The 16245-nt window shown below is 56.8% G+C and carries 11 protein-coding genes and 1 pseudogene; 9 read left to right on the top strand and 3 right to left on the bottom strand.

The window, feature by feature from the left end; genetic code table 11:
• Nucleotides 1–288 precede the first annotated feature (288 nt).
• From HH216_RS19585 to HH216_RS19555, 8 genes are all read left to right on the top strand, one after another.
• Entirely contained in the window at nucleotides 289–1302 is a 1014-nt protein-coding gene (locus tag HH216_RS19585; protein ID WP_332871421.1) for an HlyD family secretion protein, read from the top strand.
• Nucleotides 1209–1544 (top strand): efflux RND transporter periplasmic adaptor subunit, encoded by a 336-nt coding sequence (locus HH216_RS26745; protein WP_332871420.1) that lies wholly within the window; start codon nucleotides 1209–1211, stop codon nucleotides 1542–1544. Before HH216_RS19585 ends, HH216_RS26745 begins: the two co-directional genes overlap by 94 nt.
• Nucleotides 1541–2995, top strand: coding sequence for a TolC family protein (locus HH216_RS19580; RefSeq protein WP_169552340.1), 1455 nt, complete (start codon nucleotides 1541–1543; stop codon nucleotides 2993–2995). Before HH216_RS26745 ends, HH216_RS19580 begins: the two co-directional genes overlap by 4 nt.
• Nucleotides 2992–3693 (top strand): ABC transporter ATP-binding protein, encoded by a 702-nt coding sequence (locus HH216_RS19575; protein WP_169552339.1) that lies wholly within the window; start codon nucleotides 2992–2994, stop codon nucleotides 3691–3693. Before HH216_RS19580 ends, HH216_RS19575 begins: the two co-directional genes overlap by 4 nt.
• A 101-nt stretch (nucleotides 3694–3794) precedes the next feature.
• Nucleotides 3795–5042 (top strand): ABC transporter permease, encoded by a 1248-nt coding sequence (locus tag HH216_RS19570; protein WP_169552338.1) that lies wholly within the window; start codon nucleotides 3795–3797, stop codon nucleotides 5040–5042.
• A gap of 52 nt (nucleotides 5043–5094) precedes the next feature.
• Nucleotides 5095–6249 carry an ABC transporter permease gene (locus HH216_RS19565; protein WP_169552337.1) on the top strand — a complete coding sequence of 385 codons (1155 nt, stop codon included), beginning with the start codon at nucleotides 5095–5097 and terminating at the stop codon, nucleotides 6247–6249.
• Between the two features lies 1 nt (nucleotide 6250).
• Entirely contained in the window at nucleotides 6251–7618 is a 1368-nt protein-coding gene (locus HH216_RS19560; RefSeq protein ID WP_169552336.1) for a sigma-54-dependent transcriptional regulator, read from the top strand.
• Nucleotides 7615–8913: a sensor histidine kinase gene (locus tag HH216_RS19555; RefSeq protein WP_169552335.1), complete on the top strand. Its 1299-nt coding sequence runs from the start codon at nucleotides 7615–7617 to the stop codon at nucleotides 8911–8913. The genes HH216_RS19560 and HH216_RS19555 overlap by 4 nt, the downstream gene beginning before the upstream one ends.
• A gap of 11 nt (nucleotides 8914–8924) precedes the next feature.
• Here HH216_RS19555 and HH216_RS19550 read toward each other — a convergent pair whose 3' ends face one another.
• Both HH216_RS19550 and HH216_RS19545 read right to left on the bottom strand, forming a co-directional pair.
• On the bottom strand, nucleotides 8925–10016 hold the full coding sequence (locus HH216_RS19550) for a lactonase family protein (RefSeq protein ID WP_169552334.1): 1092 nt from the start codon (nucleotides 10014–10016) through the stop codon (nucleotides 8925–8927).
• A 262-nt stretch (nucleotides 10017–10278) separates the two neighbouring features.
• Nucleotides 10279–11952, bottom strand: a complete 1674-nt coding sequence (locus HH216_RS19545; RefSeq protein WP_169552333.1) for a carboxylesterase/lipase family protein — start codon at nucleotides 11950–11952, stop codon at nucleotides 10279–10281.
• Between the two features lie 349 nt (nucleotides 11953–12301).
• On the opposite strand from HH216_RS19545, the gene HH216_RS19540 reads away from it, so the two are divergent.
• A complete protein-coding gene (locus HH216_RS19540) occupies nucleotides 12302–14377 on the top strand; it encodes a tetratricopeptide repeat protein (RefSeq protein WP_169552332.1) in 2076 nt (691 codons plus the stop codon).
• Here HH216_RS19540 and ggt read toward each other — a convergent pair.
• Nucleotides 14374–16070, bottom strand: a pseudogene (ggt, locus tag HH216_RS19535) (gamma-glutamyltransferase). The gene HH216_RS19540 and the pseudogene ggt overlap by 4 nt on opposite strands.
• Between the last annotated feature and the right edge of the window lie 175 nt (nucleotides 16071–16245).

Below are 16245 nucleotides of genomic sequence, written 5' to 3'. Positions count from 1 at the left end.
CAGGATTGACAGGGTTTTTATTTACAGTGGACATAGACTGGGCTGACGCCATAAAGGCAGTAAAACAGCTATTTTCTGTCATCCCGACGTCAGGAGGGATCTTCGGAATTGACTAGAAAATAGCCCGCTACCGAAGATCCCTCGCAGGCTCGGGATGACAGAAAAAAAGCGCACATCTTGTGCGATTTCGCACAATTTGAATCTACTTACTTAGGGGTAATGGTTTGAAAATCAACAGATAACTGGCTGGCATCGTCTTTGGCGTAGTAAGAGGGAAAACGCACACTGATGGATCGTGAACTAGCCCCTGAATACGTAAGCCAATCCCGCCGGAAGAAAACGGGTTGGATACTGGTCGTTCTGGCCGGGCTGCTGGCCGTTGGTATTGGCTTCCGGCAGTTACTGAACACGTCGGTCGAGGCCAGTAAGATTCGCTCGGCGGTGGCGGAGATTGGGGCCGTTGAGAATACGCTGTCGGCAACGGGGGAGGTAATGCCCGCTTACGAGCAGATCATCACCAGCCCAATTCAGGCCAGTATCAAACGGGTGCTGTTGACGCCCGGTACCCGCGTCCGGGCGGGCCAACCGATTCTGGAACTCGACAAGTCGCTGACGAAGATCGAATACGATAAGGTCAACGATCAACTGGCCCTCCGGCAGAACGGTATCGATCAACTCCGGCTAAAACTGGACAAAGACCTGGCCGATGCGGACCTGAACGACCAGATCAAGGCGCTCAACATCAATAAACTACAGGCCAATCTCGATCACGCCCGGCGGCTGGTGCAGGTCGGCGGACAAACGCCGGAAGATGTGGTGCAGGCCGAAACCGCGCTGAACATCGCCCGGCTGGAAAAGAAGCAACTCGAAAACAGCCTGACTTATAATCGGCAGTCGATGCGGGCCAGTTTGCGCGAGTCGCAGCTACAGGCGCAGGTCGAGGCTACCAACCTGCGGGTGATGGCGCACAAACTCCGGCAGGCCGATATCCTGACCGACCGCGCCGGGGTGCTGACCTGGGTCAACGAACGCATCGGCTCCGCTGTAAATGAGGGCGATATGCTGGCAAAACTGGCCGATCTGGGCAGCTTCCGGGTCGATGGGTCCTGCGCCGACGTCTATGCCGATCAGCTTAAAACAGGGCAGCCGGTCATCGTGCGGGTCAACGAAACGGACTTGCGGGGCAGATTACACAGGTCAAACCAGCCGTGCAGAACGGCACGGTACAGTTCAGCATCGACCTCGAAAACAACCGGCATGCCTCGCTGCGGCCCAACCAGAAAGTCGACGTGTTTGTGGTGACCAACCGCCGGGCCCGGACGGTGCGGGTGGCCAACGGGCCGACGTTCAAGGGCAAACGGCAGCAGTTCGTCTGGGTGCTGACCAGCCCGACCAAAGCCGTTCGGCGCGAGGTCGAAACGGGCCTGTCGAACATCGACTGGGTCGAGCTGAAAAGCGGGGTGCAGCCGGGCGAGCGCGTCATTCTGACCGACCTCAGCGAGTATGAACACGTGCAGGAACTAACCATCGACCCAACCCCATGAGCCACCGTTTTACCCTTTTGCTGGCCGGGCTGCTGACCGCATCGGCTGCGCTGGCTCAGCCCGTTTCGCTGACCCTTGATGATGTGGTGTCGCTGGCCCGTGAGCAGTCGCTGGCTGGAAAACAGGCGGCTACACTACAGAAAACCAACTATTGGACCTTCCGTACATTCATGGCGGGCTTCAAACCGCAATTGAGTCTGAGCGGGTCGCTGCCCAGCTTTACCCGCTCGTTCGTGCAGGTGATCCAGCCCGACGGCACCATCGTGTTTCAACCCGTATCGAACAACAATTCGATTCTTAGTCTGTCGCTGAGTCAGAACATTCCCCTCACGGGCGGGTCGATTTACGTGCAACAGCAGGTCCAGCGGTTCGACAATTTTCTGGCGAAAAACACGCTCTACAACGGCGTCCCGTTTGAGGTCGGGCTGAGTCAGCCGCTGTTTCGGTTTAACCAGATGAAGTGGGACCGCCAGACCGAGCCGCTGCGCTATGCCGAAAGCAATCAGCAATACATCGAAGCGATGGAGCAGGTCGCTCTCGACGCAACGGGCTTCTACTTCGATCTGCTGGTGGCGCAGGTAAACCTTCAAATTGCCGAAACCAACCGCGCCAACAACGACACGCTCTACAAAATCGCCCAGCACAAACTGACCCTGGGCCGGATTTCCCGCAACGACCTGCTCCAACTCCAGCTCAGCGTGCTGAACGCCCAGAAAGACCTCGCATCGGCCCGGCAAACGGCGGAAGTAGCCGCGCTCAAACTCCGCTCGTTCGTCGGCTCCCGCGACGACCGGCCACTGGCGCTGGCTATTCCCAACCGGTTGAACCCGTTCACCGTCGACATCAAGCTGGCATTGGAACAAGCGTTTGCCAACCGATCGGCCGCGCTCACCTTCCGGCGGCAGCAGCTCGAAGCCGACCGTGATCTGGAAAAGGCCCGGAAAGAAAACGGACTGAATGCAACGCTGAACGCCAGCTTCGGGCTGTCGAACCGGGGGAGTCGTCCGACGGATTTATATGTTCAGCCGCAGGACCGGCAGTTTGTCGAAATTCAGTTCGTGCTACCGATCATGACGTGGGGCCGGGCCAAAGCACGTACCGAGACGGCGTTGGCCACCCAGCAACTGACGGTACAGATCGTTGAGCAGAACAAGCGCAGCATGGAACAGCAGATTTACACGCAGGTGACTTTGCTTGACATGCTGCGGCAGCAGGTGACGCTGACCGCCGAAGCCGATCAGATTGCGCAGAACCGCTACCAGATTGCCCAAGACCGGTTTAAACTCAGTGACCTGAGCGTCACCGATCTGGGCATTGCTACTCAGGACAAAGACCGCGCCCGGCGCGACGCGATCCTGGCCCTGCGCGACTACTGGCAGGTCTATTACACAATCCGGCTATTGACTTTATACGATTTTGAAACCAATCAGAAACTGACACAATCCCGATGATTAAACTGACCAACATCGAAAAGGTGTACCGCACCAGCAGCATCGAAACGCTGGCCCTAAGCACCATCAACCTGCACGTTGCCGCCGGTGAATTTCTGTCGATTATGGGCCCCAGCGGCTGCGGTAAATCGACGCTGATGAACCTGATGGGCCTGCTCGATACGCCCAGCAAAGGTACCGTCGAGATTGCGGGTCAGCTCGTTACGCAGTACCGCGACAAAGAGCTGGCCCAATTGCGGAATCAGCAGATCGGCTTCATTTTCCAGAGCTTTCACCTGATCAACGACCTGTCGGTACTCGACAACGTGGAGATTCCGCTGCTGTATCGGAAGGGCGATCCGGCGGGGGCGTCGCGCCGGGCGATGGCGAAGGAGGCCCTCGAAAAAGTGGGGCTAAGCAACCGCATGAGCCATTTTCCGGGGCAGTTGTCGGGTGGACAAAAACAGCGCGTCGCCATTGCCCGCGCCATCGTCGGCAACCCCGCCATCGTGCTGGCCGACGAACCGACGGGTAACCTCGACAGTGTGATGGGCAACGAGATCATGAACATCCTCCAGCAACTCAACACCGACGGCAGCACCATCGTGATGGTAACGCACGACGAAGCGATGGCCAAAAAAACGCACCGGCTCGTACGGCTATTCGACGGCTCGATGGTCGGGGATGCGGTATTAAAGAGCGAAAGAGTGAAAGAATGAAAGAGCGAAGTTCGGTCGCTCCATTGTGGTCGACGAAGTGGAACATAACCTGCGTTAGCCAATCGCTCTTTCATTCTTTCGCTCTTTCACTCTTTAAAATTATGATAACCAACTACATCAAAATCGCCTGGAAGGTGCTGATGCGGCACCCGGTCTACACGTTTATCACGCTCTTCGGTATCAGCCTGACGCTGACTGTGCTGATGGTGCTGACCTCGTTTCTGGATCATCTGCTCGGGCCGCATTACCCCGAGACGAAACGCGATCGTTCGCTGTACATTATGCAGATGGCGCTGCGGGATTCGACTCAGCAGGGGCAAAGCTCGGGGCCTATGAGTTTTCGGTTTTTGACCGATAACGTCAAAAGCCTCAAAACGCCCGAACGAGCGACGATCTGCACGTTCGTCAACAGTTCAAATGCGTATGTCGGGTCGCAAAAGATCAAGCTGAATACAAAGTTCACCGACGCGGACTTCTGGCGGGTCATGGACTTCACGTTCATCGACGGAAAACCTTACACGGAGCAGAACATCGCCAACGGCGACTATGTGGTGGTGATCAACGACGACCTGCGGAATCAGTACTTCGGTCGGGGGGAAGAATCGGTTGTTGGAAAACCGATCGAGATCGAAAACGTACGCTATCGCGTCATCGGGGTTGTCAAGGGCAGTCCGTTTACCCGTCCGTTCTCTTATGCCGACGTGTATTTTCCGTACACCACACCCAGAAGTAATTATCAGGAGAGCGGCATACGGGGCAACTATATCAGTATAATCCTGGCTAAGAAGAGCGCTGATATTCCCGCTGTTCAGGCTGAATTTCAGCAGCGAATGGATCAGATCCCACTGCCGATCACGTACTACGGCGCCAAGTACACCACACTGGAATTGAACGCGGAGACGTACGCCGATAACTTTCTCCGGCCCGTGCTGGCAAGAGATACCGGTCTGCGAACGATTCTCTTTGGCGTCATTGCCTTCGTGCTGTTTATGCTGCTTGGCCTACCAGCCATCAATCTGGTAAACGTAAACGTCAGCCGGATTATGGAGCGGGCATCGGAGATCGGTATTCGGAAAGCCTTCGGGGCATCCGTCAAAACGCTGGTCTGGCAATTCATCATCGAGAATATTTTTATCACGTTTATCGGTGGGGTCATTGCGCTGGTGCTGACCGGGATTGTCATTCACTTCATCAATCAAAGCGGCTGGATTGCATACGCTGATCTGACCATCAATCTGAGCGTGTTCATTATCAGTCTGTTGGTTTGCCTGCTGTTCGGTTTCCTGTCAGGAGTCGTACCGGCCCTACGCATGTCGAAGCTGTCCATCGCCGACGCGCTGAAAGCGTAAGGCGAAGGCGCGTATCATCCATTCAATCATTCAGTAATTCAATCACTCAATTATGATACGTCATCTGTTTAGACTCATCTGGAATAAAAAGCGGGCGCACACGCTATTGATCGTTGAGATCTGGGCGTCGTTTATGGTGCTGTTTGGCCTGTCTACCCTGATCGTGGTCAATGTCAGAAAGTACCAGGAGCCGCTGGGGTTCACCTATGATAACGTGTGGGCCGTTCAGCTGCACAACAACCAGGATACGACGGATGTGGCCAGTAAATTACTGCGTATAATTCAGCGCGTCAGAACCTACCCGGCGGTTGAATCGGCGTCAGGTATGGGCGATAATTTCCCCTTTTCTGCCTACCAGAACGGCAGTAGTATCACGTATAAAAAGCATGACGTACAAGCTGATTATTACTCGACGGACGACAACTTTGCCAACACGCTTGGTATCGCCGTGCCCACGGGACATTGGTACCGCAGTGCCGACAGCGTGGGTAAGTATAGGCCCGTTGTTATCAATGAGCAGATGCGAAAAGAACTGTTCGCTGCCGAAAATCCGCTGGGTAAAATCGTAAACGACCAGTACAAAATCGTCGGGGTAATCGATAATTTCAAAGCGAAGGGGGAGTTTATGGCCAACCGACCCGCCCTGTTTGAGCTAGCCAGGGCCAACAACACGTGGATAAATACGATACTGGTTCGGGTCAAGCCCGGCACCGACGCGGCCTTCGAAGCCACGATGGTTAAAGCTATCGCGTCGCAACTGCCGGGTTGGGGTGTCGAAGTCGATTACCTGACCGACTCGCGTAAGAATCAGCATAACCTGGTACTGGTGCCGATTATCATTGCGTCGATCGTCTGTGGCTTCCTGCTCATCAACGTTGCGCTGGGGCTGTTCGGGGTACTCAATCTGAGCATCACCCGGCGTCGGAGTGAGATTGGACTGCGCCGGGCGATTGGGGCTACCGGCAGCGGTGTATCGACCCAGTTTGTGGGCGAAACCTGGGTGTTGGCTACCTTTGCCATCCTGATTGGGCTGCTGCTGGCGGTGCAGTTTCCGCTGCTGAACGTGTTCGATCTTCGGGTGGGTGTGTATGTGACGGCGATGGGCATTGCCATGCTCATCATCTACCTGATCGTGACGCTCTGCGCCCTGTTTCCCAGTCGGCAGGCTGCGCTGATTCAACCCGCCACCGCCCTGCACGAAGAGTAATATGATTCTTGTCATCGACGACGATACCGCCATTCAAACCTCGCTTTCGCTGTTGTTCAGGAAAGCGGGGTACCGCGTGCGCGTGGCCGACGGCCCCTTCGAAACAAACGAGGTACTGGACCAGGAAACGCCCGCACTGATTGTGCTGGACATGAATTTTTCAATCGACACGTCGGGCGACGACGGGCTGCGGCTGCTGCGACGCATCCGGGAGCGGTTGCCCGCCGTGCCGGTAATTCTGCTGACGGGCTGGGGGACAATCGAACTGGCCGTTGAGGGAATGAAGGCCGGTGCCAGCGATTTTATTACCAAGCCCTGGCAGAATGACTATCTGTTGCAAGCCGCTGAGACAGCCATCAAACTGGCTGGTACCGATACCCGGTCAGTTAGTCGGCGGCAGCTCGATGAGCAGTTTCAGTTTGATAACATCGTGGGCAATGATCCGAAACTGCTCGACGTGCTGACGACCGTTGGCCGGATTGCGCCGACCGATGCCCCCGTTCTTATTACCGGCGAAAGCGGCACGGGTAAGGAACTCATTGCCGAAGCCATCCACCAGAACAGCCGCCGAAAGCGGCAACCCTTCGTCAAGGTCAATCTGGGCGGCATCTCCGAAACGCTGTTCGAGAGCGAACTCTTCGGTCACGTGCGCGGGGCCTTTACCGATGCCAAAGCCGACCGCGTCGGGCGCTTCGAGCTGGCGAACAAAGGGAGTATTTTTCTGGATGAAATCGGTGATCTGGCACCGGCTTCGCAGGTAAAGCTCCTGCGCGTCCTACAGGACCGGACGTTCGAGCCGCTGGGCAGCAGCAAACCCAAGGCGGTCGACGTGCGGGTGATCTGCGCAACGAACCGCGATCTGGAAGCGATGGTCGCGCAGGGCACGTTTCGGGAGGATTTATTTTACCGAATCAACCTGATTACGATACCCTTACCCGCCCTTCGTCAGCGCGCCAATGACATTCCCACGCTGGTTCGGTTTTTCCTCGACAACCTGAAAGTACTCTATAATCGGCCCGATCTGCGCGTCAGCGACGAGGCTCTTAGCTGGCTGAAGGCGTTACCGTTGCCGGGGAATGTTCGGCAACTGAAAAATCTGGTGGAGCGAACCGCCCTGCTCGTTCCCGGCAACGAACTGACTGTCGCCGACTTCGAGAGATACGTTCCGCCATCGGTGCCGACAGCGGCTGTGCGGTTACCGCAGGTTGGTAGCCTGACGCTGGATCAGATGGAACAGCAGATGATTCAGCAGGCTATGGCCTTTCACCAGAACCGGGTGAGCAAGGTAGCCCGGTCGCTGGGGATCACGCGCTTTGCGCTTTACCGCCGACTGGATAAATTCGGCATCGCCTACTCCGCCGACGAATGAGTTTTCTAACGCGTTACCTGCTCTACCTGACCGGTTTACATCTGACCCTGGCCGGACTGGCGTACACGGCCTTCAAAACGGAGCCGGTATGGCTCGTCGGTAGTGAGGTGGTATTGCTGGGGTCGCTGTTGCTCGGTGCGGATATGTACCGAACCTTTCAGCGGCCGGGTCAGTATATTGGGTCGGGTATTGAAGCCATCCGCGACAAGGATTTTACCATCAAATTCGTGCCGACGGGCAACCGGGACGTCGACGAACTGATCCGGGTCTACAATCTGATGATCGATCAGCTTCGGCAGGAGCGGACGCATCAGGCTGAACAGCAATCGTTTCTCGACAAGCTGATCGACGCGTCACCCATTGCACTGCTGATTTTCGATTACGACGGTCGCATTACGTCGGCCAATCCTAAAGCCGTCACCCTGCTACGGCGACCGCTCGATACGCTGCTGAATCGACTGCCCGACGAGATCGCCCATCCGCTGCTGAGTCAGTTTATGGGCCTGCCAGCCGAGCAACCCCAATTGGTTCAGCAGACCGGCATCGAGCGGTATCGGGTGCTGCGCGCAACGTTCATGGACCGGGGTTTCGCGCGGCAGTTTCTGCTCATCGAAGAGCTGACGGCCGAACTGATTACGACGGAAAAGAACGCCTACGGCAAGGTGATTCGGATGATGGCCCACGAGGTCAACAACTCCATCGGGGCGGTCAACTCCATCATGCAAACGCTAACACCGGAACTGCCCGACGCCGATTCGCAGCGAGCCATGCACGTCGCCATCGACCGCAACGACCGGCTGAACGGGTTCATGCGCCGGTTTGCCGATGTGGTTCGTATCCCCCCGCCCGTCCGAACGCGGGTCGATTTGCGGGATGTTGTGCAGCAGGTCGGGCAACTGATGGGACCACCCGCGTTGAAACAGGGGGTATCCATTACCGTAGCCGTACCCGACAACCCTGTTTGCCTGTCGGTCGACGTCGGGCAACTGGAGCAGGTGCTGGTCAACATCGTGAAGAATGCACTGGAAGCCTGCGAGGCTGGCCGTCAAGTGCAAATCCGGCTGGAAGCGCGTCGATTGCAGGTACTGAACAACGGTCATCCCATCCCGACGGAACTGGCGAACCGGTTATTCGACCCCTTTCTGAGTACGAAGGCGACCGGGCAGGGTATCGGCCTGATGGTTGTCCGCGACATCCTGCTGAACCACGGCTTCACGTTCTCCCTGAAAACCCAACCCGACGGCTGGACTGTCTTCCGCATCGAATGGGATCAACTGGGTAATGGGATGGTCTGACAGAGGTGGACCTACACTCTGTACTGCATCAGTAGGCAGACGGGTGCGGGAACGGAAAGCTGGTCACCGGTGGCGGTCAAGGTGTCACGGTCTGTGTCCAGTTTGAACACCGTGATCGTATCCGACTCCTGATGGCCAATCAGCAGATAGCCGCTGCGCTCGTCGAGCAGGAAGTTGCGGGGTTCGTCGCCACCCGTGTAGTGCAGACCGCGTTGGGTAAGCGTACCGTCGGCCTCTAAAGCAAAGATTGCCAGTGTGTTGTTGCCCCGGTTGGTCGCCAGCAGATGCTGCCCGTCGGTATCCAGGTGAATATGGCCCCCTGATCGCTCGCCAGTAAAGGTGTCGCTTAGGAAGGGGATGTCATCTTCCAGCAGTTCAACCGCGTTCGTCTGCCGGTCGCGTCGGAGCCGGGCCACGGTCGAGCTCATTTCTTTGAGACTGTACAGCCATTCATCGCCCGGATGAACGACCAGCATGCGGGGACCCGAACCAGCCGAGACACGTACGTATGGCGTTGCCGAACCGGCGCTGATACGGCCCTGCTGTTCGTCGATCTGGTACACATGAATCGTGTCCGTACCCAGATCTGACACGTACAGCAAGCGATTGTCGCCCGATACCACGCCCGAGTGAACGTGTGGCGAAGCCTGCCGCTCCGGATCGACGCTATGGCCCGTATGCTGAATCACCTGGCTGGCTTCGTGCAGTGACCCGTCCGGCGAAATAGGGAGTACGGTCAGGCAGCCACTCCCGTAGTTCGATACAAATGCCAGTTTACCGCTTCGGTCAATAGCGACATGGCAGGGAGCCTTACCCTGCGTCAGTTGCTGGTTCAGTAACGTCAACTGTCCCGTTTGCGGGTCGATGGCGTAGGCGCTGACGGTACCAGACTGATTCGGGCCTTGTTCGTCCTCTTCATTGACCGCGTACAGGTACTGACCCGACGGGTGAATGGCGAGAAAGGAAGGGCTTTTGCCATCATCGACTGTTTGCTGCAACGTAGCCGCTCCGGTGTTTGGGTCGAACGAGAATACGTAGATGCCTTTGCTGTCGCGAACAGCGTATGTGCCGACATAGAGCGTAGGATTGGCTGGCTGGGTCATAACTGAAAACAAACGATATAAACGCCAACCCCGTCTTTGGTGCAGGGTTGGCGTTCCCGCCGAATGTTCCGCCATTAATCAGCCACCGGTCCACCGCTACCTCAATCAAAAACGTTCCGGGCTCAGCCTTTTCGTTGACTGAGCCCGGAACGCGGATGAACTAATCAGTACACTTTTCTGTCGCAGAACGCCTTGCTCGCCACCCGGACGGGAGGCTGAATAAGCTCAGGTCATCATCCCCGAATGGGTGTCAGCCGACAGGCTACGCCAGCGATTTGCGGGCTTCGCGGTCGGGGTCGTTGACGAGGGCGCATGTGTCGTCGAGAACCATCGTTTCGCCGTTTTGGGGCGTGTAGGGTTTCCAGTTCGGTAAGCCGCCCCCGTTGGGATTGCCCGTCCGGGCGAAGTTGATGAACGAACCGGCCATCTTTTCCGACAGTGCCCGTGGCCGTTTACCCCCGCCGGTATGGGTCAGCATCAGGTCGGTGTTATAGAACCAGAAGCAGATATCGTCGCAGTGGAACGCCCGCATCCGGTTGTCGAAAAGGGGCGGTTGCCACCCAAACCAGGCCACGTAAACCGGCGCTTTCTGCTGCGACGCCTTCGCATCGGCGGCAGCAACGGCATTTTTTCGGTTCGATACGATCAGCGCCCACAGTTCGATGGGTCGCGCTTTGGGAAAATTTCGGGCGTAGGCGTCCACAATTTCGCCCGACCTGTCGCCGAAGCGGGGTTTGATCTTCTCCTTTACCCCGTCGAGCGAAATGCTTTCCAGTGATGCATCTGTCCGGTCGGGGTTTTGCTCGTGAAAGGTTGTGCAGATCAGCAGCGGAATATCTGCCGAGAAATCGCTGGCGCTGCCAAAAAAGGGTTTGTCGCTGAGGTAGGTGCCGTCTCCGACGGGCGAATAACCACCCCGTTGAATGTTCATCCGTTTGGCTTCGTCGGCCATTTTCTCCGCGGCCCGGTTGGCGATGTCGATGTACTGCCGCCACGGAATCTGTTGCAGCTTGTCGATCTCACCGGCTTGCAACCCGGCTTCCTGCATCACCTGCTGCCCAAGCTTTTCGGCGTACGCCTTGTTAGATCCCGCCAGTGAGGTGCCGCTCAGTGCCACGGCCTTGTGAAACAGCCCCTTCGCCGAAGGCATATTCATCAGCGTCGTCACCTTCGCGCCCCCGCCCGACTGCCCGATGATAGTTACGTTATTCGGGTCGCCCCCAAAATTGGCGATGTTGTTTCTCACCCATTCCAGTGCCGCGACCATGTCCAGATTACCCACGTTACCCGATGCGGCCAACGATTTGGCATCCGGCCCACCGGCGGCTTTCAGGTCGGTATACCCCAGCGGACCGAGTCGGTGATTGAGTGAGCAGAAGACCAGATTACCCTTCCGGGCAATGTTTTCGCCGTGGTAGCCGTCCTGTTCGATACCGTTGCCGTTGGTAAAGCCACCGCCGTGCAGCCAGACTACGACAGGTCGCTTCTGACTGTCGAGGGCGGGCGTCCAGACGTTCAGTTTCAGGCAGTCTTCCGACACATCGTCATAATTCCAGTGGTCGACAAACGACGCGTAGGGATTGGCGTACCGTTTTTCCATGATCTGCGGGGCCGAGTTACCCCACCACAGCGCCGGGCGAACGTCGGTCCAGGGCTCGGGTTTCTGCGGGGGCATGAATCGGTTTTTACCCGACGTATCGGCACCGTAAGGGATGCCCAGAAACTGGTTGATACCGCGCAGCACAAAGCCCCGCACTTTGCCGTACTGCGTGCTGGCCACGGCGATGTCGTCGCCCACAAACAGGACCTGATCGTCGGCGGCAGCTTTGGGGAGTTTGGGAGCGGATACTGTTTCGGCTACGGCCGATTGGGATGCGCCAAGGCTGGCCACGCCAACCCCCAGCGATTGCAAAAAATTACGTCTTGATGGATGCATGATAAAGCAGGCTTAGTAGAAGAGGAGACGGGCGAAATGTGCCGTCGTACTGCGTCTGAAAGCCTGTCTGTGAGCGGTTTTACTACCAGTAGTCTGAGTTTTCGCCATGGTCTCAAACATAGATGAATGAGGCCGTGTTACGAGCTGGTCGTTGTCGGTAACAAACGGGCTGGCGGCAGCTGATCAAAACGATTGTTTACTTCTGTACGGTAGAATAAGTAGTGTCTGGAGAATTCCTTATTTTTAAGGTCAGTGTTGCTGACCTGTCATCGTATTATGCTATAAACTACTGATTGCCAGTGTAGTCAATCAGTAAAAGGTCTATCCAAACCAACTGTTTTCTTACACCATGTATTTATTCAACCGCTGGTTTGTCGGTCTGCTCGTAGTGGCAGCGACCTGTGGCCAATCGGCTATGGCACAGCAGGGGCAGCAGCTTATCGACAGTCTGAAGACGTCGCTGACCCTGAAACTGCCCGATACCACCCGCGTTCACGCCTATTACGATATTGCCAACGCGTTTTACAAGCAGAGCCAGTTTGATTCGGCGCTCGCGTACCTGGGCCCGGTGCTGACGATTAGTCAGAAAAAAAAGTACTGGGCCGGGTTGGGTGATTACCATCGATTAAAGGGCACTGTACGGACGTACCAGGGGCAGTACGAAGACGCGCTGACCTGTTATCAGCAGGCGATCGAGCAGTACAACAAAGTAAATAAAGTACAGTCGATTGCCAAGACGTATCATAGCCTGGGGTTGCTTTACAAACTCATGGGCGACAGTCAGGGGGTCAAAGCCTACACCCGGCAGGGTATTGCCTACATGCAACAGGCTATTGCCATGAACCAGCGCCTGAAAGCGACCAAAGAACTGCGTACCAACTACATTAATCTGGGGATTCTGTACGAGGATCTCGGCGAAATAAAGCAGGGGCGGGAGTGCTTTTTAAAGGGGCTGGCACCGATGAACAACACGGAGGTGCAGCCCGAAGACGCACGGATATTCTACAACAATCTGGGTAAAAATTACAACGTCGAGAAAGACTACCAGATGGCGGTTCAGTACCTCGAGAAAGCGTTAGCCATTAATTTAAATCTAAAACGCTACAGCAGTCTGGCGCATAATTACCGTAATCTGGCGACCGCGCACATTGGACTAAAACAGCCCGACAAGGCAGTGATGTTCGCCGAAAAGTCGCTTGAACAGCTCAAACGGTCTGGCGACGCACCACTGGCGAATTCGGTGTATGGCACGCTGTCGCGCGCGTATGCCGCGGCCGGGCAGTACCAAAAGGCGTACGAAGCGGCCGTGAAGTACAAGCAGATTGGCGATTCGCTGGTGAATCAGGCGAAGACCCGCACCATTGCCCAGCTGGAAGGCCGCTATGCGGTGCAGCAGGCGACTGAAGTGGCCAGTATCAAAGCGAGCGCCGAGTTGGCTAAAACGCAGGCCGTTGCGCAGGTCGAAGCCAATAAAGCGCGGGAAATTGCGGCTATTCAGGCGGCTGAAACCCGACGGCTGGCGCAGATGAAAACGGTGGCCGACATCGAAAAGACGCGGGCAATCCTTGAGTTGCAGACCCAGTACGACACCCAGGCCAAACAGCGTCAGATCGCGGATCTGGGGTCGCGTAACCTGGAAAAAACGCGGCAGGTCGAGTACATGAGCGGTGGATTGGGCCTGATGGCCGTGCTGGTCAGTCTGCTCATCGGGCAGTACCTGATAATCCGGCGGTCGAATCAGAAGCTGGCCACGCAGAACGGTATTATCACGGGGAATAGTCAGCAACTGGCGACGCAGGCCGAGCAGCTGAAAACGCTGATGAAAGAACTTCACCACCGCGTAAAAAACAACCTCGCTATCGTGTCGAGCCTGCTGTCGCTACAGGCCAGTAATTTGCAGGACGAGAAAGCGGTGCAGGCGGTGCGCGTTGGGCAACAGCGGGTCGAAGCGATGGCACTCATTCACCAGCGCCTGTACCAGACCGACGGTATCACGACGATCAATATCCGGTCGTACCTGACCGACCTGGCGCAGAGTCTGATGTACGCGTATGGCTATTCCGACCGCGATTTTGACCTGGTAATCGACGCTGATGAGCAGGAGCTGGACGTTGATGTTGCCATCCCGCTGGGCTTGATTGCCAACGAGTTAATTACCAACGCGTTCAAGTACGCCTACGCCCAGAGTAAGCATCCCCGGCTGCGTGTTGGCCTGCACACGCAGAATGGCCTGACGCTGGAAGTGCAGGATAATGGCCCCGGCATTCACCCGGACGACTGGCTGCTGCGGGGTGGACGACCCTCGTTCGGTAAGCGGCTGGTTGCGTCACTGAGTAATCAGCTCGATGGACAGGTCGAGTTTATCCAGCAGAACGGCGCGCTGTGTCGGCTGCACATTCCCGAAGCGCGGCTCAGGGCGGCTTAGTAGCCAGCGGCCTGTCCGTCTTTGCGCGACTCGGTGGCCCCGTGGTACACCTTGTTTTTGGCGTCGTACATAATCGCCTGATACCCGCCGTAGCCGCCCAGCCCGTAGCCGACGCGGTGCCCCCGGCGCATCAGGTCGCGGATGGTCTCGTAGGGAAAGCCCGATTCCAGCGTGATCTGCCCGGAATCAACCATGCGTTCGCCCGTCGGCTCCGACGACCCCTGATGGTCGATGCGGGGAGCGTCACCGGCTTCCTGCGGGTTCATGCCGTAGTCGATCATGTTCATCAGAATCTCGACGTGACCCAGCGGTTGAAAGCTGCCGCCCATCACGCCAAAACTCATATACGGCTGTCCGTCTTTGGTAACGAAGGCGGGGATAATGGTTTGGAACGGGCGTTTGTGGGGCGCGTAGGTGTTGTTTTGCCCGTCGGTCAGGCTGTAAAGTTCACCCCGGTTCTGTAATGTAAAGCCCAGCCCGTCGGGTACCATGCCGGAGCCGAAGCCCCGGTAGTTGCTCTGAATTAGCGAGACCATATTGCCTTCGTCGTCGGCGACGGTAAGGTAGATTGTGTCGCCGTCTTTCAGGGCCGGGTTTCCCGCGTCGACCCGCGTGGCGGCTCGTTCGCCGATGAGTTTTCGCCGTTCGGCCGCGTACGGTTTGCTGACGAGTTCCTTCACAGGAATTTTGACGAATGCTGGGTCGGCGTAGTACTTCGCCCGGTCTTCAAACGCCAGTTTCTTTGCTTCGATAAAGGTGTGAATGTGCTCGGCACTACCCCACGGAATTTTTGAAAAGTCGTAGCCCTCCAGCAGGTTCAGCATCTGCAACGCAGCAATGCCCTGACTGTTGGGCGGCAATTCCCAGACGTCGTACCCCCGGTAGTTGGTCGACACTGGTTCGACCCATTCAGACGTGTGATCGGCGAGGTCTTTCGCGCTCAGAAAACCGCCGTTGCGCTTCATAAACGCGTCGATAGTCTGGGCAATCGGACCTTTGTAGAAGGCGTCGCGCCCACCTTTGGCGATTGATTCGAGGGTGTTGGCGAGGGCTGGATTTTTAAATACATCACCCCGTTTGGGCGCGGCCCCGCCCGGCGCGTAGGTTTCTTTAACGTTGGGGTACTTGCTGAACCGGGCAAGCATCGACGGCCAGTAAAACGCAGCTTCGTCGTGGACGGGGTACCCCTCGCGGGCGTAGCGGATCGCGTGCGACAGAATCGTCGGCATGGGCGTTTTGCCGAACCGTTTGTGCAACTCAAACCACCCATCGACGCAACCCGGCACCGACACCGGCAGCGGCCCGTCGGACGGAATGTGCATCAGCCCCCGCTTTTGAAACTCCGCCAGCGTCAAGTTATACGGCGACCGACCCGATGCGTTAAGGCCGTAGAGTTTCTTGGTTTTAGCGTCCCAGACAATCGCAAACAGGTCGCCCCGATCCCGTTGACGTGCGGTTCCACGACACCTTCCATCGCATTAGCGGCAATGGCGGCATCAATCGCGTTCCCGCCCGACCGCAGCACGTCGATAGCCGCCTGCGTCGACAGGGGGTGGGAGGTACAGGCCATCCCGTGCCGCGCCATTACCACGGCCCGCGTGGCGAAGGTTTTGCCACTAAGCCGGTCCTGCGCCGGGGCTAGTGTTGAGATTGATAGAAGGGCAATGGAGTAGGCGAGTAGTTGTTTGCGCATACGAGGTAGGGGTAAGGGTACAATATGCGACGAAACGGGCAGAATGTCATGTGCCCTCACCCCAACCCCTCTCCCAAAACGGGAGAGGGGCTATTGCTGGATGCATATATTTTTACCGTATGCGGGTTTAAAACAGGAGATGTCAAATTATTTTCAAACAGCAGAACCTCAGTGA

It is taken from the genome of Spirosoma rhododendri, assembly GCF_012849055.1.
GTDB lineage: Bacteria > Bacteroidota > Bacteroidia > Cytophagales > Spirosomataceae > Spirosoma > Spirosoma rhododendri.
This window is presented reverse-complemented; position numbering and strand designations above follow the sequence as displayed.